The sequence below is a fragment of the Rothia nasimurium genome (assembly GCF_049068285.1).
GTDB lineage: Bacteria > Actinomycetota > Actinomycetes > Actinomycetales > Micrococcaceae > Rothia > Rothia nasimurium_I.
Genome location: NZ_JBLKPV010000001.1, coordinates 138,264 through 159,124, shown reverse-complemented (window position 1 = coordinate 159,124; position 20,861 = coordinate 138,264). Strand labels below are relative to the sequence as shown.

The window sequence follows — 20,861 nt, the reverse complement described above, 5'->3', positions numbered from 1 at the left end:
TTGGTGCCCTGGCGGGTTCCGTTGGCACCTTCATCTTATTTTGAGTTGACTGTCACGGGTAGGCAGTCACCGGCTTGTCATAAAAACGTAAACATTTAGGGGGATTCTTCAGCTTCGAGGCTGTGGGTGAGGGCTTCCATCAGGCTGTCCTGGAGCCAGGTGAGGAAGTTATAGATCAAGCCCATGTAGTCTTCGGTTGTTTCTACGGAGTCCCAGTCTCGGTGTTGGCTGATACGTTCTGCATCATCAGCATTGGCTATGTTAAGCCTGGAGCCAAGGGTGAGTCGGACGTCGTTGAGGGCCCCTGCCCAGGCCCGGGCATGTTCGGTGTTGAGGTGAACGGTTCCAGCTTGGACGTCTAAGGCGGCCATGGACAGGTGGGCTATTTTGGCCTGCCTGAGGGAAAGGTCTGTATAGCGGCGGTATTCGTCGGCAACTTCAGGGTCGTCGCTGGCTACCGGGAGCATTCTGGCCACAGCCGGGTCGGTGGGAACGGATGCGTTTTCTGAGATACCCACCATGGCCGCTAGCGGGTCAGCTTCCGGGTCTTGGTCTGGTTCCAGGGTGAGGGCGACGTCCTCAAAGAGGCGGGTGAGAATGCTGACTTCTTCGCTGGTGAATTTAGCGGTGATGCCCCGGGGGGTGTAGGTAAAGGGTTTAGCCATGATTGTTACTCCCCGGCCCGTTCGAAGGTGGCCCAGAGGCCCCAGGTGTGGAGGGCAGTGGTGTGCTGTTCAGCTTCTTCTTTGGAGCCGCTGAAAACCGCGGCTTTTCCCTCGTGATGGACTTTCAGCATCAGCTGGTGGGCCTTTTCCTGGCTCATTCCAAACTGGGTTCTCAAGACGTAGGTTACAAAACTCATGAGATTGACCGGGTCATCCCAAACCACAACAGTCCAGGGGGCCTGGTTGTTGATCATCGTATCTTCAAAGACAGACCGCTCAAGATCAGGCAGGGTATCTACCCCACCGATTGAAAGATCCGCCTTCACCGCCGAACTCATCTGAACCATCAACTCCCGGTCAAGAATCAAAATGTGTGCATAGAAGAAACCTACTGAAGGTTACTCCTACCCTTACTATCATAAATGCTCACTAGCAGGTAGAAGCACCAAACCATTAGAGTAGTACCGTGACTCAGAAAACCTCACTCCTCACAGACCATTACGAACTCACCATGGTCCAGGCTGCCCTCGCTTCAGGTGCCGCCCACCGAAAGACCGTCTTTGAGGTCTTTGCCCGCCGTCTCTCCGGTGGCCGCCGCTACGGCGTCCTTGCTGGTACCGGCCGTCTCCTTGAGGCCCTCAAAAACTTCCAGTTCGGCACAGAAGAAATTGACTATCTGGCCGAACGCAAAGTCGTCAATGATGAAACGATCGAGTACCTGCGGAACTTCCGTTTCACGGGCACTATTCGCGGCTACGCCGAGGGTGAGGTCTTCTTCCCCTACTCCCCCGTCCTACAGGTTGAAGCCACCTTCGCTGAAGCCTGCCTTTTGGAAACCCTTATTCTCTCCATTTTGAATTACGACTCTGCGGTAGCTACCGCGGCCTCCCGCATGACTATTGCTGCCGGCAACCGGCCCTGTATCGAGATGGGTTCCCGGCGGGCCCATGAGCAGGCGGCAGTCTCGGCAGCCCGGGCTGCCGTGATTGCAGGCTTTACCGGTACGTCTAACCTTGAAGCGGGCCGCCAGTACGGCCTGCATACCCTGGGTACCAGTGCCCATGCCTTCACCCTGCTTCATGATTCTGAAGAAGACGCCTTCCGGGCCCAGCTGGCCTCTCAGGGGGTCGGAACCACCCTGCTGGTCGATACCTACGACGTTGAAAAGGCTGTCCGCCTGGCAACTGAACTGGCGGGCCCAGACCTTGGCGCCGTCCGCCTTGATTCTGGTGACTTAGTGGCCCAAGCCGCCTCCGTCCGCCAGCTTCTGGATTCCCTGGGCAACACAAAGACCAAGATTACTGTAACCTCTGACCTGGACGAATACGCTATCGCCTCCCTGGCGGCAGCTCCTGTCAACACCTATGGGGTCGGTACCAAGCTGGTGACCGGCTCAGGCGTCCCCACCTCCTCGATGGTCTATAAAGTCGTTTTGCGGGAAAACTCTGACGGGGTGATGGAGCCTGTTGCTAAGGCTTCTTCTGGTAAGGGCTCAGTGGGGGGCAAGAAGTCTGCCGTGCGTCGCTTGAATGCTGGGGGTATTGCTACCGCTGAGGTGATCGGAGTGGATGCAACCGCCCCGGCTGATTCGAACGACCGGCCCCTGATGGTTGATTTGGTGGTCGACGGTGTAATTCAGCCAGGCTTCACCGGGGCTGAAGGCGTCCGCCGAGCAGCTGAACGTCATGCCCGGTCCCTGGAGGAGCTCCCCCCTGCAGCTGCCCGCCTGTCCCCCGGTGATCCGGTGATCCCTACCGAGTTTGTCTCCTAGTAGAACTACAGAAGAGGAAAATACATTGGCTAAGGCTCTTATTATTGTTGATGTTCAGAATGATTTTTGTGAGGGTGGTTCGCTGGCAACCGAGCGAGGCGCTGAGGTAGCTGCCCTCATCAGTGAGTATGTTGAGAACTACCACGACCGCTATGAGGCGATTGTTGCAACCCAGGACTGGCATGTTGATCCGGGTAGTCACTTTTCTGAGAACCCCGATTTCAAGGATTCTTGGCCGGTTCATTGCAAGGCTGAGACCGAGGGTGCTGAGCTGCACGAGGACCTTGATACCGATTACATTGAGGCTTTCTTCCGTAAGGGTGAGTTTGAGGCAGCTTACTCGGGTTTTGAGGGCCTGCTTGCTCCTGAAGATTCGGTGATGACCGGCGAGCGCGAGCCTGGGGCCCCGGCCAAGGACGATGATCCCAAGGTTTCTCTTGATGATTGGCTAGCTGAGCGCGATATCACTGATGTTGATGTGGTGGGTATTGCCACCGATTACTGTGTCAAGGCTACGGCGTTGGATGCTGTGGATGCCGGTTATGAGACTCGGGTGCTGATTGATTTGACGGCTCCGGTGGATGAGGATTCCCTGGATGATGTCAGCGGTGAGTTGGAGGACGCCGGGGTGACGGTGACTGAGGTTCTGTAGCTTCTCCCCTCCCCCCCCCCCCCCCCCGAAGCACTTTGGACCATCTTCTGCTCAAAAATCGCCTTATGTGAGGCACTTTTTGAGCAGAAGGTGGTCCAAACTCTTTGAGGCTACTTCCGCCCCACGAACCAGTCCTGCAGTTTATCCAGGCGGGCTTGCAGCTGCTCGGCTGAGGCCTGGGCGACGGCAGGCCCACCGCAGATGCGGCGCAGTTCGTTGTGGATTGAGCCGTGGGGCTTGCCGGTACGGGCAGCCCAGGCTGCTACGTTTTTAGCCAGCTTGTTCCGCAGGTCTTTGAGCTGGCGGTGGTCAACAACCTGGGGGGCGGCGGACGCCGGTCGGCGGGTTGCGTGGTCCTTTTGTCGGGCCCGCAGCAGGGTGCCTACCTGGTCAGCGTCCAGCAGTCCGGGGATACCGAGGAAGTCTTGCTCTTCGTCCGAACCAACTTCAAGGCCGCCGGTGGAGAACTCTGCCCCGTCAAAGAGCACCCCGTGGAAGGAGGCCTGGGAGCCAATGGCTTCGAATTTGCCGCGGGTGAGCTGGTCGCTGGCGACCTCTTCCTTGTTGGCTTCTTCAATCAGGTGGTCGTCCAAACCCTCGTTGAGGGGGTCGACCACCTCGTCGGTAGCTCCCTTGCGGTCGAGGGCGTGGTCGCGTTCAGTTTCCATTTCGTTAGCCAGCATCATGAGCTGGGGTACGGAAGGCAGGAAGACCGAAGCGGTTTCTCCGCGCTTGCGCGAGCGCACGAAGCGGCCGATAGCCTGGGCGAAGAAGAGGGGGGTGGAGGTGGAGGTGGCGTAGACGCCAACGGCCAGGCGGGGAACGTCCACACCTTCGGATACCATACGGACGGCAACCATCCAGCGGGCCAGGCCCGCTGAGAATTCCTCAATATTGTTGGAGGCTTCTTTGTCGTCGGAGAGAATCAGGGCGGGTTTTTCGCCGGTAATTTTTTGGAGCTGTTTGGCATAGGCCCGGGCGTCGGCGTGATCGGTGGCAATGACCAGGCCACCGGCGTCGGGGACGGTGCGGCGCACCTCGGTCAGGCGTTTGTCGGCGGCGGCCAGCACGGTGGGGATCCATTCGCCCTCGGGGTTGAGGGCGGTGCGCCAAGCCTGGGCGGTGACGTCCTTGGTGAAGCCCTCCCCCAGGTTGGCGGCCATTTCTTCACCGGCGGAGGTGCGCCAGCGCATCTGGCCTGAGTAGGCCATGAAGATAACGGGGCGCACGACGTGGTCTTTGAGGGCAGGCCCGTAGCCGTAGGAGTAGTCGGACTTTGAGCGGCGGATGCCGTCGGCGTCCTCCTCGTACTGGACGAAGGGAATAGCAGCGGTGTCGGAGCGGAAGGGGGTACCGGTCAGGGCCAGGCGCCGGGTGGCCGGTTCAAAGGCTTCGCGCAGGCCGTCGCCCCAGGAAAGAGAGTCGCCGGCGTGGTGGATTTCGTCCATAATCACCAGGGTGCGGCCGTTCTCGGTGCGGGCCCGGTGCAGCATGGGCTTGTTGGCAACCTGGGCGTAGGTGAGGGCGACGCCCTGGTAGCCTCGGCCGGTGGTTCCGTCGGAGTTTTTGAAGTTGGGGTCGATGGAGATGCCAACCCGGGCGGCAGCATCGGCCCACTGGCGTTTGAGGTGGTCAGTGGGGGCTACCACGGTCATGCGGTTGATAGTGCCGCGGTTGAAGAGTTCCTTGGCGACGGTGAGCGCAAAGGTGGTTTTACCTGCACCGGGGGTTGCCACGGCCATGAAGTCGCGGGGGTTCTCGGTGAAATACTTGGTCATGGCCTCGGCCTGCCAGGCACGGAGCTTAGGGGCGGTTCCCCAGGCGGCGCGGTCGGGGTAGGCCGGTGAGAGGGAGCTGGTGCCTTCTCCAAAGAGTGGTAGCTGGTTCTCGTCCATGTCTCGTCCCTTCCCTCGCTGTGGTGCCCCAGGTTTTGGGGCACCACAAAAGTTTAGCCCCATTCGGGGGTGAATGGGGCTATGAGGTGGGTCTAGTTCTCGTCGCCGGGGGCTAGGCCCTCGTAGATTTCCTTGCATTCGGGGCAGACGGGGAACTTTTCGGGGTCGCGGCCGGGGGTCCACTTTTTGCCGCAGAGGGCTTCGACCGGGTTGCCGGTGAGGGCTGACTCCATGATTTTTTCTTTACGGACGTAGTGGGCAAAGCGTTCATGGTCACCGGGTTCGACGTTTTGGACCTCCTCGCGTTCGAGCAGGGCGGTTCCGCCGGAGTGGGCGGTTTCGGGGAAGGGGTCTTCAATTCCGGGGATGGAGGACATGGTTCCTTCTTTCGTCTGTGGGTCTGGTTTAAGTGTAGTGGCCTGTGGGTTGGGTTTGTTAGCCGTAGCGGGAGACTCTTTGGAGCATGGCAGCTGAATGCTGATCAAAGCGGTGAGCCCCGCGTCGGATTCCGATGACTAGGGACAGGCTTCCGGCCAGGACGACCAGGGCTGTGGCACCCCAGGCCCAGGCGGGGTTGGCGGTGAAGTGGGTGATGGTTGTGCCGATGTAGCCTAGCAAGCCTATACCCAGGGGTATGAGGACCAGAAGGCCCCGTACCATGGCCTTGGCCATGCCGTCGGGCTGTTCGGGGGTCTTCCAGGGGCTGCTCCCTGGCGGCACCACAGGGGCGTTGAAGACGGTGTCGCTGGTATTAGCCATGCCCAGGGCGAAGAAGAAAACGCCCAGGGTAATGAGGAGGTAGTTGACAGTTAGCCAGCCTGCCTCCGAGAAGTAGCCGAAGGTGAGGGTACCTAGGACCAGCAGGGGAACATAGACCAGGCACATGGCGTAGGTGCGTCCCAGGCGGTCATCGATCCCCTTGAGGGGGGCTAGGACGTGCAGGGCAAAGGCCGAGTTTTCCATGGAGACTAGGCCAGCTTGGGCTATGCCGGAGAAGGCAGGGAGAAAGGCGATGAGCATAAAGGGGGCTATGGGGTTGTCTACCGTGACACTATCTTCCTCGGTCACGAAGGTTGCCCCCTGCATGAAGATGAACAGCAGGTAGAAGAGGGGAACCATGAGGATGTTGGCGTTGAAGCGGGTGTCTTTGAGCATCAGCCCCAGGACGCGGGCGGTAATAGCTCCCCGGGGTGTGGCGGGGAACCTGCCCAGCAGGCCAAGGTGGCCGGTCTTGTGGGTCTTGGTTTTCTGGTGGCCCCCTACAACCTGGCCGATATTTGCCATAGTTTTTGCTGCAAAGAAGTGCCAGGTGAACCAGAGTACAGCCAGGTAGATGAGGCTGATCCCGCTAAGGGCAGCGGCCTGGCCGTAGTTGCCGGTGCCGACAGCTGGAGCGATTGCCCAGGCTGACATCAGGGGCGTCCACTGGCCGATTTCTACCACCTGGCGCAGAAGGTCTGGATTACCGAATATGAGGCTACTGATTCCACCGATGATCGGCCCGGCCATCATCAGCAGGGCAAGGAAGAGCAGGGTGAGGCTGTTGGTGACAGCCCGGCGGGAACGAAGCGGTATGGAGGCTACGGCAACAAGCCTGGAACCGACTACCACCAGGGCAAGCCCTAGCAAGGCGGCAGGCAGGTAGGCTACAAGGGCAAGGGGCTGGTAGAAGTTAGCTGTGGTCAAAGCTAGGGTCAGCAAGAGGGTTATGATGCCCGGGGTTCCGAGGAAGGCCCCGAGGGCCTGGCCACCCATCAGCTGCCTGACCCGGATCGGGTAAGGGGCCAGGCGCTCAGGGTCTAGGGTTGGATCGGCTCCAGCAGCCACCAGGGGAAGAATCCACCAGGCCAGGGTCATGGCTGCTCCCAGCAGGCCTATCATCAGAAGGGAGTTTTCTGGGTTTTCAATAAAGAACCCGGCGACACCAAAACTGATGGCAATTCCTAGACCGTAGAGTAAACCAAAGATCAGGCCGATGATCGACCAGACGTTTCCCTTGCGGAAGGAAGCGAGGAAGTGGGCAAGTTTTAGGCGGAGGAGGACTGCAACCATGCCAGACCCTCCGATGCAACTCGGCCTCCTACCAGGGAGACAAATCGTTCTTCAAGGCTCATCTGGCCCCTTACTGCATCCACGGTGCCAGAGGCTAGGATACGGCCAGAATCCATGATTGCTACATGGTCGCACAAACGCTGGACGAGGTCCATGACGTGCGAGGAGACGATGACAGTTCCGCCACCAGCTACATAGGCCTTGAGGATATCTTGAATGTTTGAGGCTGATACCGGATCAACTGCCTCAAAAGGCTCGTCGAGTACCAGCAAGGAAGGAGCATGAATCATGGCGCAGGCCAAGCTAATCTTCTTGGTCATGCCCGCCGAATAGTCAGCTACCTGTTTTCCTACGGCAGAAACCAGATCCATGGCCTGGAGGAGGTCGCGGGTGCGGTCTGCTACCGTTGCCTTGTCAAGTCCGTGCAGGCGGCCAGCGTAGGTAAGAAGCTGCTCGCCGGTAAGCTTATCGAAGAGGCGGACGCCGTCGGGCAAGACCCCGACTTTCCGTTTGGCTTCCAGCGGGTTGGCCCAGACGTCCACACCCCCTACCAGGACCCGGCCGGCGGTGGGCTTGAGCATACCGGTTGCCATGGACAGACTGGTGGTCTTTCCTGCGCCGTTGCGGCCCACGAGGCCGTAGAACGATCCCCGGGGCACCGTCAGATTGATACCATCGACTACCGGCCGCTGGTCAAAGACTTTGACCAGGCCTTGAATCTCTAAGGCCGGGGTGTCAAGACTCTTCTGGGCGATTTCAGCCTGCACCGGTGCAGCAGCTGCAGGGGGAAGGGGCTCTTCTGCCAGGTCACTGGGCTGGTTTGAGGCCTGGGCTTGTGTCTCTTGCAGGTGTTGGGTGGGCTCGCTAGATGTTTGATTTTTCCAGGGACTTGTATCGTGTGCCATACAACCCACTGTAGTCCCCACCACCAGACCCGTCATCCTCTTCCAGGATGATATTTCATAAAAAGTCTAACCAGCCTGGCCCCGCCCCTGCCCAGGTCACAGCCGCAGCGCACCCGTTGGGGGCGGGGTATCCCAACTGGCTCCTCTTAGAAGAGGGCCATCATCAGGGCTGAGCGGGCCTTCATGACCCGGGGGTCAGCTGAACCAACAACCTCAAAGAGTTCAAGGAGACGCTCGCGCACCTGGGGCTTAGTCTCAGCGTCAGTAGCCTTAAAGAGGGAGATGAGGCGGTTGAAGGCATCTTCGACATGCCCACCAACGATATCTAGATCAGCAACGTTCATCTGCGCTAGCACATCGGTTGGGTTCGCGGCAGCCTTCTGACGTTCATCAGCCAGAACCAGCGTCGAGACCCGGTGCAACAGGTGGACCTGGGCCAGGCCGACCTTTGCATCAGAATCGCCCGGATTTTCATTAAGGGCCCGGGTATAGGCAGCCTCAGCAGCAGCATAGTCGCCCCGGTCTAGGGCCGAAAGGGCCTCCTGGTGCAGGGGCGGGAGGGGCTTTTCGTCCTCAGCAAGGACGGGCTCGAAGCCCCCGGGCAAGCCCTGTTGGGCGGCCAGCTGCAGCACCTGGCCAAGCACCTCGGTCATATCCTGTACTGCCACCGGTCCGTTAAACAAGGGAGCAGGACGCCCAGCTAGCACTGCAACAGCGGCCGGAACCCCTTGAATCTGAAAAGCCTGGCCAATCTCAGGGGCCTGGGTGATATCTACAGCTGCCAGGAGCAGGTTACCTCCGGCTGAATTGACCAGGGTTTCCATGTTTTCCAGCATTTCAACCGAAGCCGGGGAATGGGGAGCCCACAGGGCAAAGACTACTGCGCCCCGGTTCGATTCCTGCACCAGCTGCTGGAGCTGGCTAGAATCGGTCACATCGAGCCGCCAGGTCTTTGCAGGCTTGCCTGCCTGGCTCTCAGCCGGGGCGGACGCGTCCGGCCCAGCACCCTGGGCAACAGCAGCAAGATCGGGGGCATGGCGGACTGAAGCGGGTAGATTCTGTTCTTGGAAACCAGCCTGCTGGGTCATTGTGCTCTACTTTCTCTCAATCAAGAAGACTTCTGTCTACTATCGTGCCAAACAGGGCACTGGCAGTAAGCTTCCCAGCCCCTTTTCAAGCCCAGGGCAGAAATCAAGATAGGCTAGAGACTAGACCCACCCACCCCATTGGACCCAAAGATGCCTGAACTCCCCACCCTCTTGAAAAAACTGACCCGCAGACGGTCAGCCCAGCAGGTTGCTACCACCCAGCCTGCTGGAGAAGACCGCCAGCAAGAATCAGCTTCCTCACCGCGTTTCAATCTCCCGGCTATCCCAGCTATCCCCGGTGCCCTGCCCCGCCACCGCTTTCAGCTTCCTGCCGAGCCAGAACTCTCTCCCCCACCTGCTGACACCTCCCAGGAGGCTCCTACTGCCCCTGCCGTCCGGACTGAAGGTAAGGGGCGCTACCTGACCAATCCCGTCTACTTCGGTTTCATGCTAGCTATTGGCATGGGCTTAGCCTACGTCGCCTTTTATCTGGTCCTTAATGTGGGGGCTCTGGCTGGGTGGCTCACGGGGGCCCTCTTTATTGGACTGGGGCTAGATCCATTAGTGAGAAAACTAGAAAGCTGGGGTCTTCCGCGATCCCTGGGTGTCACCACAGTCTTCCTCATCTTTGCCGGTATCGCAGCTGCCGTGATCTTCTGGATCATCCCCATGGTGGCTCGGCAAGCCGTTGCCTTCGTCACCAGCTTCCCGCACCAGTTTGAGAACTTCCTCAACAGCGACCTTGTCACGACCTTGGATCAACGCTTCCAAGTACGGGATGCCGTCGATGCCGAAGTTGAGAAAATCTTTGCTCAAATTACCTCTGATACCTCGGTGGTCAGCGGATTTCTCAATTCCCTGATCAACGCTGGGTCCACCCTGGCTGAGGTCACAACCGGCACCATCATCGTCCTCTTCCTCTCCCTGTACGTCCTCGCCTCCCTTCCCACGATCAAGGCCTGGTTTATCCGCTTAGCCCCGGCCACCAAGCGGGAGCGAATCGGTTACCTGACGGAAAAGATCACCTCATCGGTTGGCCAGTATGTTTCCGGGCAGGCCCTGGTTGCCATCATCAATGCCACTGTTGCAACTGTCATCATGATGATTGTTGGAGTTCCCTTCGCCGTGCTCCTTATGCTCATTGTCTTGATTCTTGCCTTTATTCCGCTGGTCGGTGGGGTCAGTGCTGCGGCCCTCGTCTCGATCATGGCCCTGATAGAAAGTTGGCAGACCGCCGTTTTCTTCTTGATCCCCTACCTGATTTACCTCCAGATTGAGGCCTACTTCATCTCCCCGCGTATCATGAAGCGGGCGGTAGCAGTACCCGGTGCTGTCGCCATTATTGCCGTGGTTGCAGGATCTGCCCTGTGGGGAGTGCTGGGGGCAATCATTGCAATTCCGGTTGCAGCCTCCCTGCTCATCTTGGTCAACGAGGTTCTTGTTCCCCGCCAGGACCAACTCTAACTCCCCTCATTCAGGCCAGAGGCAATGTAGGACGAATACGCCCCACCTTCATCTGAGGAAGGTGGGGCTTTGTTCTCTGGCTTTTAGTACCAGAGACTGCGGGTCTCCCAGCATCGTTTATGCCAGTGGCGACGTTCTTCGATGGCCCGTTGGGCTCCAAACATATGATCAGTTTGCCAGGCTACCAGGTGGGCGACCCCGGGTTTAATTTCGCGTTCGCAGGCTGGGCACTTATAGGTTTTCTTGGCATTGACAGCTGGAATGTACTGCACATACCAGTCCCCATCTGCACTTTCTTCAATGAATGGGGCTGGGTCTAGAATGCGCGAAATATCCCTCCCCTGCGGGCGGGGCTTCTGCCATTTGCTGGGTACAGGCCCAGAATTAGGACGGCGTTTGGGGTGAGGTCTACGAGGCATAGACCCTATTCTTCCATGTCTTCAGAAGCTGGCCCAAGCTCAGCTTTCTACCCGGGTCTTGTCGAGGTAAAGGAACCCACCTTACCGGTGGTTGAACCGCCCCGTGACCGCTCCCCTATGGCCAGGTTGGAAAGACCTGTTAGAGTTGTCGGGTGCGTTTAGTTATAGCTGATTGTTCTGTCGATTATGTGGGCCGGCTCAAGGCCCACCTGCCCCGGGCAACCCGTCTTCTCATGATTAAAAATGACGGGTCGGTTTTGATTCACTCTGACGGTGGGTCCTACAAGCCCCTCAACTGGATGAGTCCCCCCTGTCGCCTCCATGTAGCTACCCGGACTGAATTTGAAGGTACATCCATTGCAGAAGACCTGGATTCCGATGTCACCGAGCTGTGGACCGTCCAGGCAGCAAAGGCTGATGACAAGCTGGTGATCAGGGTTTATGGCACCTTCGGGGAGCTCAGCCATGATCTGGGCATTGACCCCGGCCTCATTAAGGACGGGGTAGAAGCTGATCTGCAACGTCTTCTTGCAGAACAGATCGAAGTGCTTGGTGAGGGTTACCGTTTGGTTCGGCGTGAATATCCTACAGCAATCGGCCCGGTCGATATTCTGGCCAAGGACGCCTCTGGTATTTCAGTGGCCGTTGAGCTCAAGCGCATTGGTGATATAGATGGGGTGGAACAGCTTACCCGCTACCTGGATCTGCTCAATCGTGACCCCCTCCTGGCCCCAGTCCAGGGTGTCTTTGCAGCCCAGAAAATCAAGCCCCAGGCCCGCACCCTGGCCGAAGACCGCGGCATCCGCTGTGTTTCCCTCGACTACGATGCTATGCGTGGGGTCGATGATGTAGAGTCCCGGCTCTTCTAAGACTTCTTTCGTCTGTTTGATGTGGCCCCTGTTCCCGGTGGGAACAGGGGCCTGCCTGTCTTGTAGGGCTTACTCTAGAGGGTAAAAAAGGACGCCGTCCTCCCCCAGGTTGGGAGAAGGACGGCGTCCTGTTGCTTCTGCTAGCCAGGGTTAGATCTTGGCGTGCTTAGCTGCGATGGTGACTCGATCGTTGGATACGGTCAAGAAACCCTCGTTCAGTCGGGTGGTCTTCTTTTCACCGTTGGTGGCTTCAATCAGAAGTTCACCGTCGTCTGCAAGAAGCGCCATTGTGGGGATGTGGCCGGGCATGATACCGAGGTCACCGTCAACGGTGCGTGCTCGGACATACTTGGCTTCGCCAACCCACACGATGTGTTCGCGTGAAACGACTTCTACTTTCAGTGCCATGATTACTTGGCTCCAGACTGTGCCTTGATTTCCTCGTAACGGCGCATGACGTCGTCCATACCACCGATGTTGTAGAAGGCCTGCTCGGGGATGTGGTCAACGTCGCCACGGCAGATCATCTGGAAGGATTCGATGGTGTCCTTGATCGGCACGGTTGAACCTTCAACACCGGTGAACTGCTTTGCAGTGTAGGTGTTCTGGGAGAGGAACTGCTCGATACGACGGGCACGGGCAACAACGATCTTCTGCTCTTCAGAAAGTTCGTCAACACCAAGAATCGCGATGATGTCCTGGAGTTCCTTGTTTTCCTGGAGGATTGCCTTGACCTGGATTGCGGTGTCGTAGTGCTCCTGACCGATGTACTGGGGGTCCAGGATTCGGGAGGTGGAGGACAGGGGATCAATCGCGGGGTACAGACCACGGGAGGCGATCTCACGAGAAAGCTCGGTGGTTGCGTCCAGGTGGGCGAAGGTGGTGGCGGGTGCCGGGTCGGTGTAGTCGTCCGCAGGAACGTAAATTGCCTGCATGGAGGTGATGGAGTGACCGCGGGTTGAGGTGATGCGTTCCTGCAGCAGACCCATTTCGTCAGCCAGGTTGGGCTGGTAGCCCACAGCTGAAGGCATGCGGCCGAGCAGGGTTGATACCTCAGAACCTGCCTGGGTAAAGCGGAAGATGTTGTCAATGAAGAGCAGAACGTCCTGGTTCTGTACGTCACGGAAGTATTCCGCCATGGTCAGGCCGGTCAGCGCAACGCGCAGACGGGTTCCAGGGGGTTCGTCCATCTGGCCGAAGACAAGGGCGGTGTCCTTGAGAACGCCAGCTTCTTCCATTTCAACCCAGAGGTCGTTACCTTCACGGGTACGTTCGCCCACACCGGTGAATACTGAGGTACCACCGAAGTTACGGGCAACGCGGGTAATCATTTCCTGAATCAGAACGGTCTTACCAACGCCCGCACCACCGAAGAGGCCGATCTTACCACCCTTGATGTAGGGGGTCAGAAGGTCGATGGACTTAATACCGGTCTCGAGCATCTCGGTTGAGCCTTCGAGGTCGGCAAAGCCGGGAGCTGCACGGTGGATGGGCCAGTAGGTGTCAGCCTTGATTTCGTCGTTGGAGACATCCAGGGCGTCACCGAGGACGTTGAAGATGTGACCCTTGACGCCGTCACCCACAGGGACGGAGATGGGGGCACCGGTGTCTACTACAGCCTGGCCGCGGACGAGGCCGTCGGTCTGCTGCAGGGAGATTGCACGTACCAGTGAATCACCGAGGTGCTGGGCAGTCTCGAAGGTGATCTTACGGGTAGTGCCGTTGAGGGTCAGCTCAGCGGTCAGCGCGTTGTAGATGTCAGGTACCTGGCCGGCAGGGAACTCTACGTCAACGACAGGGCCGATAACGCGAGCAATGCGACCGGTTGCGCCCTGAGCCGGCGCTGCTGCCGATTCGTTCAGAGTTGCAGTCATTGTTCTCACTTACCTATGTAGAGAGTGGAAATTTGTCTTCGGGTTTTAGGAGGCGAGTGCGTCGGCGCCGCCAACGATTTCGCTGAGCTCCTGAGTAATCTCTGCCTGGCGAGCGTTGTTCATCAGGCGGGTGTACTTCTTGATGAGCTCATCGGCGTTGTCGCCTGCGGACTTCATCGCACGCTGGCGCGATGCAAGTTCGGACGCTGCCGCTTCAAGCAGGCACGCATAAATGCGGGAAGCGATGTAGCGGGGAAGCAGGGCGTCGAGTACTTCCTGGGGGTTGGGTTCGAATTCGAAGACTGAGTTCTGCTGGAACTGGTCGTCTTCAAGTCGTTCACCGGGCAGGATTTCTTCGCCGAGTTCACGGGCTGCTGCAACTTCGATGGGCAGAAGGCGCAGGACGCGGACTTCCTGGGTGACCATGGAGACGAATTCGGTGTAGATGATGTGGAGGTCGTCTACCTGACCGTTCTCGTAGGCTGCCAAGATTGCATCACGGGCGGCAATCGCCATGTCGATGTTGGGGTTATCGGTGTTACCTTCCCAAGCCTGCTCGTACTCACGCTCACGGAATTCGAAGTAAGACTTAGCCTTACGTCCGATGAGGTAGAGCTTGACGTCACGTCCCTCACCGCGGAGCTTCTCAATAAGACCCTCGGTTTTTTTGAGGACTGATGATGAGTATGAACCCGCAAGGCCGCGATCGCTGGTGAGGACGAGAACTGCTGAACGACCGGTCTTAGCCTTGTTTTTGGCATTGAGCAAAGGGTGCTCGATGTGGTGCTGGGTCGCAATTGCAGTTACGGCCTTAGTCAGCGCATTCGCGTAGGGGCTTGCAGCCTCAGCGCTCTTGCGTGCCTTGTTAATGCGTGAGGTTGCGATCATCTCCATCGCCTTGAAGATCTTCTTCATGGACTTAGTAGAAGTAATCTTTTGGCGGTAAACCCTAATCTGGGCTCCCATAGAGATTCCTTTCACTCCTAGAGTGAAGTGCCCCTCCCCTTTTGAAGAGGGGCACTTTCACGGTCTAGGAAAATCGCTAACCGATGGTTTCCTGTGATACTTCAGCGTCAGACAGAGGCTGGTGCTCTTCGTGGCCGGCCTCTACCAGGTGGCTGGTGCCTTCTGAGCGGAAGCCCTTCTTGAAGTCAACAATGGCAGTCTTGAGGGCTGCTACGGTTTCGTCTTCGAGTTTGCCTGAGCTACCGATTTCCTGAAGTACGGTGGTTGAGCGACGCAGGTGGTCGAGGAACTCTGACTCAAAACGCAGGACGTCTGAGATTTCGAGGTCGTCGAGGTAGCCGTTGGTACCTGCCCAGATGGAGACAACCTGGTCTTCAACTGCGTAGGGGGTGTACTGGGGCTGACGCAGCAGCTCGGTCAGGCGGGCACCGCGGGTCAGCTGGGCCTTTGAGGCTTCGTCCAGGTCGGAAGCGAACATTGCGAAGGCTTCCATTGCACGGTACTGAGCAAGGTCAAGCTTGAGGGTACCGGAGACCTTCTTCATTGCCTTGGTCTGAGCTGCACCACCAACACGGGAAACGGAGATACCTACGTCAACTGCGGGACGCTGGTTAGCGTTGAACAGGTCTGACTGCAGGAAGATCTGGCCGTCGGTGATGGAGATGACGTTTGTGGGAATGAAGGCTGAAACGTCGTTTGCCTTGGTTTCAATGATGGGGAAACCGGTCATTGAACCTGCACCCAGCTCGTCTGAGAGCTTTGCACAGCGCTCGAGCAGGCGGGAGTGGAGGTAGAAGACGTCGCCAGGGTATGCTTCACGGCCCGGAGGACGGCGGAGCAGAAGTGACACAGCACGGTATGCCTCAGCCTGCTTGGAGAGGTCATCGAAGATGATGAGGACGTGCTTGCCACCGTACATCCAGTGCTGGCCGATGGCGCTACCGGTGTAGGGTGCCAGGTACTTGAAGCCTGCTGCGTCTGAGGCAGGAGAAGCCACGATAGTGGTGTACTCCAGGGCGCCCTGCTGCTTCAGGGTTTCACGTACTGCTGCAATGGTTGATGCCTTCTGGCCAATAGCAACGTAAACGCAGCGTACCTGCTTGTTGGGGTCACCGGTTGCCCAGTTGTCCTTCTGGTTCAGGATGGTGTCAACAGCAATTGCGGTCTTACCGGTCTGGCGGTCACCAATGATGAGCTGACGCTGGCCACGGCCAATCGGAATCATGGCGTCGATCGCCTTGAGGCCGGTCTGGAGGGGCTCGTGTACAGACTTACGCTGGGTTACACCGGGTGCCTGAAGTTCCAGGGCACGACGGCCTTCTGCAGCGATTTCGCCCAGGTCGTCAATGGGGTTACCCAGGGGGTCAACAACGCGACCGAGGTAGGCGTCGCCTACGGGTACTGAAAGAACCTCACCGGTACGGTGGACTTCCTGACCTTCTTCAATGCCGGTGAAGTCACCGAGGATGATGACACCAATGTCACGGGTATCGAGGTTCTGTGCCAGGCCAAGGGTGCCGTCTTCAAAACGAAGAAGCTCATTAGCCATTACTGAGGGAAGGCCCTCAACGCGTGCGATGCCGTCGGATGCTGCTGCAACTCGACCCACCTCTACGCGCTCTGCATTGCCGGGTTCGTAAGACGCTGCGAATTCGTTCAGCGCGTTACGGACATCATCGGCGTTGATGGTCAAATCGGCCATCTTATGTCCCTGCTCTCCTAATTTGTTGGTGTGCCTGCCACAGGTCTGGGGCAGGCCCACCGAAACTTGTTTGACGTGCCGGTCAGCTAGTGTTCGGCGTGCCCGATTCGTCTTTTGTATCTTCTAAATCACCGTCGAGATCTCGACTGTGTAAATCGCCTAGGCGAATGCACGGCCCAGTTCGGACAGGCGGGTTGACAGAGTGCCATCAATGACCTCGTCACCAACCTGGACGCGGAGGCCACCCAGAACGGAGGGGTCTACGGTGATATCGAGCTTGAGCTCCTTACCGTAGGTCTTGTTCAGTGAGCCCTGGAGCTTTGCAATCTGCTCAGCTGTCAGTGCGGTTGCAGAAGTTACTCGTGCAATCCAACGGTTTTGACGCTTGACGATGATTTCTACGAACTGGTTGGCCAGTCGTGCTGCGGTAGTCCCGCGAGCGGCAGTGCCAACTCGTTCAAGCAGAAGCTTGCCTTCTTCGGAGGATACGGAGCCTCCCAAGGATACTGCGAGCTTCTTGAGTGCTTCTTTGCTGGCCCTGGTGTCGGCAAGAGCTGCCTGAGCATCAGCTGATGCGTCAACAGTGTTGATGAAAGTCAACAGCTCATTGACGGTCTGCTCAAGGGCTTGGACACCCCCACGACGTTCAGCAGAAAGCGCTACTGAGGTGACAGCAACCTGTTCAAGGGCATCAGCGAGATCGCGTTCTGCGCTCCAACGGCCTTCTGCTGCTGCAGAAACAACGGCTAGAGCTGCTTCAGAAATCTTGCCACCCAGAACAGAGCGTGCAATGCCTGCTCGCTGTGCTGCTTCGCGGGAAGGATCGGTGAGGCCTCGCCGGAACCCACCGTTGCTGTCGATAACATCGACAACAGCGAAGAGTTCATCTGCGAGTTGGGTCGGGTTATTAGTAGCCTGGGCTACCAGAACCTTTTCCACGGTGTTCAGTGATTCAGTCGATACTGCTGACATTAGCGGGCTGCACCTGCCTGCTGCTGTGCATCAAGGTCAGCAAGAAAACGATCGACTACACGTGCAGATCGCTCATCATCGTTGAGGGATTCGCCAACGATCTTGCCAGCAAGTGAGGTTGCCAGAGCGCCAACTTCGGTACGGAGTGAAGCAGCTGCTGCTGCACGCTCGGCCTCGATGGTCTTCTGAGCATTCTCGGTGATACGAGCTGCTTCTGCGTTCGCACGTTCCTTAGCTTCAGCCACAATAGCGTCGCCTTCGGCACGAGCTTCTTCGCGAATCTTCTGAGCTTCCAGACGAGCGCTTTCGAGCTGCTGGCCGTACTCTTCGCGTGCTGCTGCAGCCTCTGCCTGGGCCTTTTCGGCCTTAGCAAGACCGCCCTCGATTGCTTCCTTACGGTCCTGGTAAATCTTTTCGAATGCCGGGACAACGTACTTGGTAACGATGAAGAGGAGGATCAGGAACCCGATGGCGGTAATGGCGATTTCCCAGACGTTGGGGACCAGAGGGTTCGCGCCCTCTGCAGCTGCCATTAAGTGAGACATAGGGGGTTTTCCTGTTCTATAGTTTGGTCAATCTTTCGGCGGGGCCGGAAATTACTTGATAAACGCAAGAACCAGGCCGAGAACTGCCAGTGCTTCAACCAGAGCGAAGCCCAGGTACAGCATGGGCTGCAGGGTCTTCTGTGACTCGGGCTGACGAGCAACTGAGGTCATGTATGCAGCGAAGATCAGACCTACGCCGATGCCACCGCCGATAGCTGAAAGACCGTAACCAACTGCGGTAAGTGAACCGGTGAGTTCCATTGTGTTTGTTTCCTTTCACAGTGCCCCGCACCTAAGGTAGGTGTGTTTGTGTGGGGCAGAGTATTTATTTGTGGACACTCCCCGCCTAAGCGGGTTGCTTTTCTCGTCCGCGAGGATTCCCTCCCGGAGAAAATCTATTATTAGTGGCCTTCAGAGACCGAGCCCTGCAGGTATACCGCAAGGAGGAGGGTGAAGACGTAAGCCTGGATAGCCTGAATCATCAGTTCCAGGAAGTAGAGGAAGAGGCCCAGAGCACCTGAACCAACGGATGCAATAGCGGCGATACCGCCTGCTTCAACGATGAGGTACTGGGTGAGTGAAGCTGCAACCATGATTGCCAGGTGGCCACCGAACATGGTAGCGAAGAGACGCAGGGCGTGGGTTGCAGGGCGGATGAGCATGTTTGACATGAACTCAATGGGAATCAGGATGACGTAGACCAGAGGGGGTACTCCAGAGGGCATGGTCATATCCTTGAAGAACTTGCCCAGACCCTTGCGCTTGATACCAACACCAACCCAGGTGATGTAGGCAATTGCTGCCAGTGCGTAGGCTGAGCCTACATGGGACATGGTGGGAAGCTGGATGAAGGGAATTGAACCGTAGAGGTTGTTCACCAGAATAAAGAAGAAAGCGGTGAACAGGAGCGGAACAAAGGGCTTGTAATGGTGGGCACCGATGAGTTCCTTACCCAGGCTATTACGGACCAGGCCGTAACCCATTTCACCAATGAACTGGGTGCGGGAAGGGACCATAGCCCGCTTGCGGGCAGCGAAGATGAAGAAGCCAGCCACGATCACTACAGAAAGAATGATCAGGATAGTGTGCTTGCCGAATTCAAAGTTACCAATCTGGAAGAGAGCAGGAAGGTGCATCTCATCAATCGTGGGCGGAACGTAGCCCTGCTGTTCATCCGCTGCGACAACTAGCCCATTTGAAATCAAGGCAAGTCCTTTCTTGCTTCGTGTTGGTTGCTTGGGTAAGCAACCTCAGAGGTGATAAAGAATGTAAAAAGTATGTGTGTGGCTCTTGCAAGCCTTGCGCCTAGGAGCCTCTTTGCAGGTGAATGTATACCAAGTACACTCCACCAAAAGCTCCAACAGCTGCTCCGGCCCAGACAATCCAGGTGGTATTTAGCAAGTGGTCCAGCCCATAGCCTACCAAACTCCAGAAGCCTATACCTATCATGACGTAGAGCAATGTCATGAAGGCCCCAGCAGTTCCGCCACCGGCGACAAGGTCGCCTGCTGATCGCAACTCCTTATTTTGCCTGTACCAGGTGTCTTCGGTTTTACCCACGTCAGTTGTGCTCCTTTGCCATATTTCATCCTACCGAATCGAAGTAGAGGATCCTCTGTTTCGCAATAATTTTTACTTCCATTACAAGCTGAGTTCCTAGACCAAGGACTGCCCCTGCTAGGAACCAACCGTTGCGGAAGTCATCCGGAATCGGTGAAAAAATCAAGAGGCTGGTGAGTACCACCATCTTGAATGGATAAGCCACCACTAAGGATATTGCAGCTGCCTTCATGGACTTCTTTTCAGCGAATATCACAATACTGATAGCCACTAAGAAGCTGAGGTAGACCAGAGCTAGCCCGGTGATATAACCGCCAGCAGCTGATTTACCGCCAATCAACACACCACCTATCGTACCGACTAGGCCGACAATAGCCAAAGCCAGGCTTATGCGTGTACACATTCTGAGCCAGGGCAATTCCCCAATGGCTAGCGGTTTACTGTTTGCCACGGCCTGAGACCTTCGACAGAATGCGTGGCAAATTGAGGTATAGGGCAAGGATGGCAACGATGAGGAGGGCTGCCCCGATTGCATTTTGGGTTTCAAACGGTAAGGAAATCATACTGATAGCCGTCACCAGGGCAGTAGTTAGAGTTACAACAAAAGCGCTAGCCAGATGGCTAAGACCGTGGTCAGTCAAGCGCTGGTACACATGGGTTCGATGAGGCTTGTACCACTGCTCACCCCGGATAATACGCCGGAGCAAGGTGGTTCCGGTATCGGCCAGGTAGACCAACAAAGGACCGACGATGTACTCGATATAGACCCCGGAAAGGAAGGCTCCAACAGCCATGCAAGCTACAGCCCCGCCCAGGAAGTAGGAACCTGCGTCCCCCAGAAAAACGTTCTTTCCTGTTCGGACGTTCCAGGGCAAGAAGGCAAGGTAGGCACCAGCTACCGCTGCTCCCCCGGCTATCAGCCAGGGCATGTCATTGATGAGACCAGATACGGCGTAGGCTAGACCAGTGGTAAATCCGTGCAAACCAGAGATACCGTTGATGCCGTCCATAAAATTCACGACGTTGATGTAAGCGGCGATGGCAAAAACACCCAGGGGAACCCAGAACAAGGAGGTGCCCAGCATGGTTGTCATACCCAGAGTAACCACGGCTCCGATTAAAATCTGGACGCCGAAACGAATCTTGATGGAGACCCCGCTGTAATCTTCAAACCAGCCCAGAAGACCTGAAGACAACATGCCGACAAGAACCAGCAGAGCTATGGACCTGTCTGTATAGATTTGCCCATCGAGAAGGGCCACCATATAGGCGGTTACTGCAGCCAGAGCAGTAGCCAGCCCCATACCTCGAAAGACCGGGGTGGAATGGGATGACCGCTCAGTGGGGATGTCCACGAGGTTCCATCGGTGCAATAGGGGGCGGACGGCGAAGGGGAGCAACAGACCCAAAAGAACTGCCAGGGCTCCCGGAATCAGGACTAAAGCCCATGCCATTTCCCGTG

23 protein-coding genes are annotated in these 20,861 nt (G+C 57.3%); 4 read left to right on the top strand and 19 right to left on the bottom strand.

Annotation, left to right across the window (positions count from 1 at the left end):
- Nucleotides 1–95 precede the first annotated feature (95 nt).
- Together ACMXX3_RS00685 and clpS are read right to left on the bottom strand one after the other, a co-directional pair.
- The gene (locus tag ACMXX3_RS00685; RefSeq protein ID WP_421082900.1) at nt 96–665 is read right to left on the bottom strand and encodes a DUF2017 domain-containing protein; all 570 of its coding nucleotides are present in this window, start codon (nt 663–665) and stop codon (nt 96–98) included.
- Between the two features lie 5 nt (nt 666–670).
- The gene (gene clpS, locus ACMXX3_RS00680) at nt 671–1,003 is read right to left on the bottom strand and encodes an ATP-dependent Clp protease adapter ClpS (RefSeq protein ID WP_421082899.1); all 333 of its coding nucleotides are present in this window, start codon (nt 1,001–1,003) and stop codon (nt 671–673) included.
- A gap of 128 nt (nt 1,004–1,131) precedes the next feature.
- On the opposite strand from clpS, the gene ACMXX3_RS00675 reads away from it, so the two are divergent.
- Together ACMXX3_RS00675 and ACMXX3_RS00670 are read left to right on the top strand one after the other, a co-directional pair.
- On the top strand, nt 1,132–2,436 hold the full coding sequence (locus ACMXX3_RS00675) for a nicotinate phosphoribosyltransferase (protein ID WP_421082898.1): 1,305 nt from the start codon (nt 1,132–1,134) through the stop codon (nt 2,434–2,436).
- A 25-nt stretch (nt 2,437–2,461) separates the two neighbouring features.
- Nucleotides 2,462–3,088, top strand: coding sequence for an isochorismatase family protein (locus ACMXX3_RS00670; protein WP_421082897.1), 627 nt, complete (start codon nt 2,462–2,464; stop codon nt 3,086–3,088).
- Nucleotides 3,089–3,198: 110 nt separating this feature from the next.
- Here the strand turns inward: ACMXX3_RS00670 and ACMXX3_RS00665 are convergent, their stop codons facing one another.
- The 5 genes from ACMXX3_RS00665 to ACMXX3_RS00645 all read right to left on the bottom strand — a co-directional run bounded on the left by ACMXX3_RS00665 (nt 3,199) and on the right by ACMXX3_RS00645 (nt 9,028).
- Nucleotides 3,199–4,983 carry a DEAD/DEAH box helicase gene (locus ACMXX3_RS00665; protein WP_421082896.1) on the bottom strand — a complete coding sequence of 595 codons (1,785 nt, stop codon included), beginning with the start codon at nt 4,981–4,983 and terminating at the stop codon, nt 3,199–3,201.
- A 92-nt stretch (nt 4,984–5,075) separates the two neighbouring features.
- Complete coding sequence (locus tag ACMXX3_RS00660; RefSeq protein WP_237189799.1) at nt 5,076–5,360, bottom strand: DUF3039 domain-containing protein; 285 nt, start codon at nt 5,358–5,360, stop codon at nt 5,076–5,078.
- A gap of 58 nt (nt 5,361–5,418) precedes the next feature.
- Nucleotides 5,419–7,035 carry a hypothetical protein gene (locus ACMXX3_RS00655; RefSeq protein WP_421082895.1) on the bottom strand — a complete coding sequence of 539 codons (1,617 nt, stop codon included), beginning with the start codon at nt 7,033–7,035 and terminating at the stop codon, nt 5,419–5,421.
- On the bottom strand, nt 7,011–7,940 hold the full coding sequence (locus ACMXX3_RS00650; protein WP_421082894.1) for an ABC transporter ATP-binding protein: 930 nt from the start codon (nt 7,938–7,940) through the stop codon (nt 7,011–7,013). The genes ACMXX3_RS00655 and ACMXX3_RS00650 overlap by 25 nt, the downstream gene beginning before the upstream one ends.
- Nucleotides 7,941–8,086: 146 nt before the next feature.
- Nucleotides 8,087–9,028 carry a co-chaperone YbbN gene (locus ACMXX3_RS00645; protein ID WP_421082893.1) on the bottom strand — a complete coding sequence of 314 codons (942 nt, stop codon included), beginning with the start codon at nt 9,026–9,028 and terminating at the stop codon, nt 8,087–8,089.
- Between the two features lie 150 nt (nt 9,029–9,178).
- Here ACMXX3_RS00645 and ACMXX3_RS00640 point away from each other — a divergent pair, with 150 nt between their 5' ends.
- Complete coding sequence (locus ACMXX3_RS00640) at nt 9,179–10,492, top strand: AI-2E family transporter (protein ID WP_421082892.1); 1,314 nt, start codon at nt 9,179–9,181, stop codon at nt 10,490–10,492.
- A gap of 83 nt (nt 10,493–10,575) precedes the next feature.
- Here ACMXX3_RS00640 and ACMXX3_RS00635 read toward each other — a convergent pair whose 3' ends face one another.
- Nucleotides 10,576–10,911, bottom strand: coding sequence for an ATP/GTP-binding protein (locus ACMXX3_RS00635; RefSeq protein WP_421082891.1), 336 nt, complete (start codon nt 10,909–10,911; stop codon nt 10,576–10,578).
- Nucleotides 10,912–11,063: 152 nt separating this feature from the next.
- Here ACMXX3_RS00635 and nucS point away from each other — a divergent pair, with 152 nt between their 5' ends.
- A complete protein-coding gene (gene nucS / locus ACMXX3_RS00630) occupies nt 11,064–11,780 on the top strand; it encodes an endonuclease NucS (RefSeq protein WP_421082890.1) in 717 nt (238 codons plus the stop codon).
- 150 nt (nt 11,781–11,930) lie between these two features.
- Here nucS and ACMXX3_RS00625 read toward each other — a convergent pair whose 3' ends face one another.
- From ACMXX3_RS00625 to ACMXX3_RS00575, 11 genes are all read right to left on the bottom strand, one after another.
- Nucleotides 11,931–12,188 carry a F0F1 ATP synthase subunit epsilon gene (locus ACMXX3_RS00625; RefSeq protein ID WP_421082889.1) on the bottom strand — a complete coding sequence of 86 codons (258 nt, stop codon included), beginning with the start codon at nt 12,186–12,188 and terminating at the stop codon, nt 11,931–11,933.
- Nucleotides 12,189–12,190: 2 nt separating this feature from the next.
- Nucleotides 12,191–13,654, bottom strand: coding sequence for a F0F1 ATP synthase subunit beta (gene atpD / locus ACMXX3_RS00620; RefSeq protein WP_421082888.1), 1,464 nt, complete (start codon nt 13,652–13,654; stop codon nt 12,191–12,193).
- A 45-nt stretch (nt 13,655–13,699) separates the two neighbouring features.
- Entirely contained in the window at nt 13,700–14,620 is a 921-nt protein-coding gene (locus ACMXX3_RS00615; RefSeq protein WP_421082887.1) for a F0F1 ATP synthase subunit gamma, read from the bottom strand.
- A gap of 76 nt (nt 14,621–14,696) precedes the next feature.
- On the bottom strand, nt 14,697–16,322 hold the full coding sequence (atpA, locus tag ACMXX3_RS00610; RefSeq protein WP_421082886.1) for a F0F1 ATP synthase subunit alpha: 1,626 nt from the start codon (nt 16,320–16,322) through the stop codon (nt 14,697–14,699).
- Nucleotides 16,323–16,481: 159 nt separating this feature from the next.
- Nucleotides 16,482–17,294, bottom strand: coding sequence for a F0F1 ATP synthase subunit delta (locus ACMXX3_RS00605; protein ID WP_421082885.1), 813 nt, complete (start codon nt 17,292–17,294; stop codon nt 16,482–16,484).
- A complete protein-coding gene (locus ACMXX3_RS00600) occupies nt 17,294–17,839 on the bottom strand; it encodes a F0F1 ATP synthase subunit B (protein ID WP_421082884.1) in 546 nt (181 codons plus the stop codon). Before ACMXX3_RS00600 ends, ACMXX3_RS00605 begins: the two co-directional genes overlap by 1 nt.
- A gap of 51 nt (nt 17,840–17,890) precedes the next feature.
- The gene (gene atpE, locus ACMXX3_RS00595; protein WP_421082883.1) at nt 17,891–18,100 is read right to left on the bottom strand and encodes an ATP synthase F0 subunit C; all 210 of its coding nucleotides are present in this window, start codon (nt 18,098–18,100) and stop codon (nt 17,891–17,893) included.
- A gap of 140 nt (nt 18,101–18,240) precedes the next feature.
- Nucleotides 18,241–19,044 (bottom strand): F0F1 ATP synthase subunit A, encoded by an 804-nt coding sequence (gene atpB, locus ACMXX3_RS00590; RefSeq protein ID WP_421082882.1) that lies wholly within the window; start codon nt 19,042–19,044, stop codon nt 18,241–18,243.
- A 100-nt stretch (nt 19,045–19,144) separates the two neighbouring features.
- Nucleotides 19,145–19,399, bottom strand: a complete 255-nt coding sequence (locus tag ACMXX3_RS00585) for a hypothetical protein (RefSeq protein ID WP_421082881.1) — start codon at nt 19,397–19,399, stop codon at nt 19,145–19,147.
- Nucleotides 19,400–19,424: 25 nt separating this feature from the next.
- Nucleotides 19,425–19,742 carry a hypothetical protein gene (locus ACMXX3_RS00580; RefSeq protein ID WP_421082880.1) on the bottom strand — a complete coding sequence of 106 codons (318 nt, stop codon included), beginning with the start codon at nt 19,740–19,742 and terminating at the stop codon, nt 19,425–19,427.
- A gap of 94 nt (nt 19,743–19,836) precedes the next feature.
- Nucleotides 19,837–20,853 carry an MraY family glycosyltransferase gene (locus ACMXX3_RS00575; RefSeq protein ID WP_421082879.1) on the bottom strand — a complete coding sequence of 339 codons (1,017 nt, stop codon included), beginning with the start codon at nt 20,851–20,853 and terminating at the stop codon, nt 19,837–19,839.
- Between the last annotated feature and the right edge of the window lie 8 nt (nt 20,854–20,861).

Excerpts from the sequence above, each read along its gene's own strand:
- ACMXX3_RS00605 (WP_421082885.1), bottom strand. The coding sequence starts at position 17,294 with ATGTCAGCAGTATCGACTGAATCACTGAACACCGTGGAAAAGGTTCTG.
- ACMXX3_RS00635 (WP_421082891.1), bottom strand. The coding sequence starts at position 10,911 with ATGCCTCGTAGACCTCACCCCAAACGCCGTCCTAATTCTGGGCCTGTA.
- ACMXX3_RS00575 (WP_421082879.1), bottom strand. The coding sequence starts at position 20,853 with ATGGCATGGGCTTTAGTCCTGATTCCGGGAGCCCTGGCAGTTCTTTTG.
- ACMXX3_RS00625 (WP_421082889.1), bottom strand. The coding sequence starts at position 12,188 with ATGGCACTGAAAGTAGAAGTCGTTTCACGCGAACACATCGTGTGGGTT.
- atpA (WP_421082886.1), bottom strand. The coding sequence starts at position 16,322 with ATGGCCGATTTGACCATCAACGCCGATGATGTCCGTAACGCGCTGAAC.
- ACMXX3_RS00655 (WP_421082895.1), bottom strand. The coding sequence starts at position 7,035 with ATGGTTGCAGTCCTCCTCCGCCTAAAACTTGCCCACTTCCTCGCTTCC.
- ACMXX3_RS00640 (WP_421082892.1), top strand. The coding sequence starts at position 9,179 with ATGCCTGAACTCCCCACCCTCTTGAAAAAACTGACCCGCAGACGGTCA.
- ACMXX3_RS00665 (WP_421082896.1), bottom strand. The coding sequence starts at position 4,983 with ATGGACGAGAACCAGCTACCACTCTTTGGAGAAGGCACCAGCTCCCTC.
- ACMXX3_RS00645 (WP_421082893.1), bottom strand. The coding sequence starts at position 9,028 with ATGACCCAGCAGGCTGGTTTCCAAGAACAGAATCTACCCGCTTCAGTC.
- ACMXX3_RS00615 (WP_421082887.1), bottom strand. The coding sequence starts at position 14,620 with ATGGGAGCCCAGATTAGGGTTTACCGCCAAAAGATTACTTCTACTAAG.
- atpE (WP_421082883.1), bottom strand. The coding sequence starts at position 18,100 with ATGGAACTCACCGGTTCACTTACCGCAGTTGGTTACGGTCTTTCAGCT.
- clpS (WP_421082899.1), bottom strand. The coding sequence starts at position 1,003 with ATGAGTTCGGCGGTGAAGGCGGATCTTTCAATCGGTGGGGTAGATACC.
- ACMXX3_RS00660 (WP_237189799.1), bottom strand. The coding sequence starts at position 5,360 with ATGTCCTCCATCCCCGGAATTGAAGACCCCTTCCCCGAAACCGCCCAC.
- ACMXX3_RS00650 (WP_421082894.1), bottom strand. The coding sequence starts at position 7,940 with ATGGCACACGATACAAGTCCCTGGAAAAATCAAACATCTAGCGAGCCC.
- ACMXX3_RS00685 (WP_421082900.1), bottom strand. The coding sequence starts at position 665 with ATGGCTAAACCCTTTACCTACACCCCCCGGGGCATCACCGCTAAATTC.
- ACMXX3_RS00600 (WP_421082884.1), bottom strand. The coding sequence starts at position 17,839 with ATGTCTCACTTAATGGCAGCTGCAGAGGGCGCGAACCCTCTGGTCCCC.
- atpD (WP_421082888.1), bottom strand. The coding sequence starts at position 13,654 with ATGACTGCAACTCTGAACGAATCGGCAGCAGCGCCGGCTCAGGGCGCA.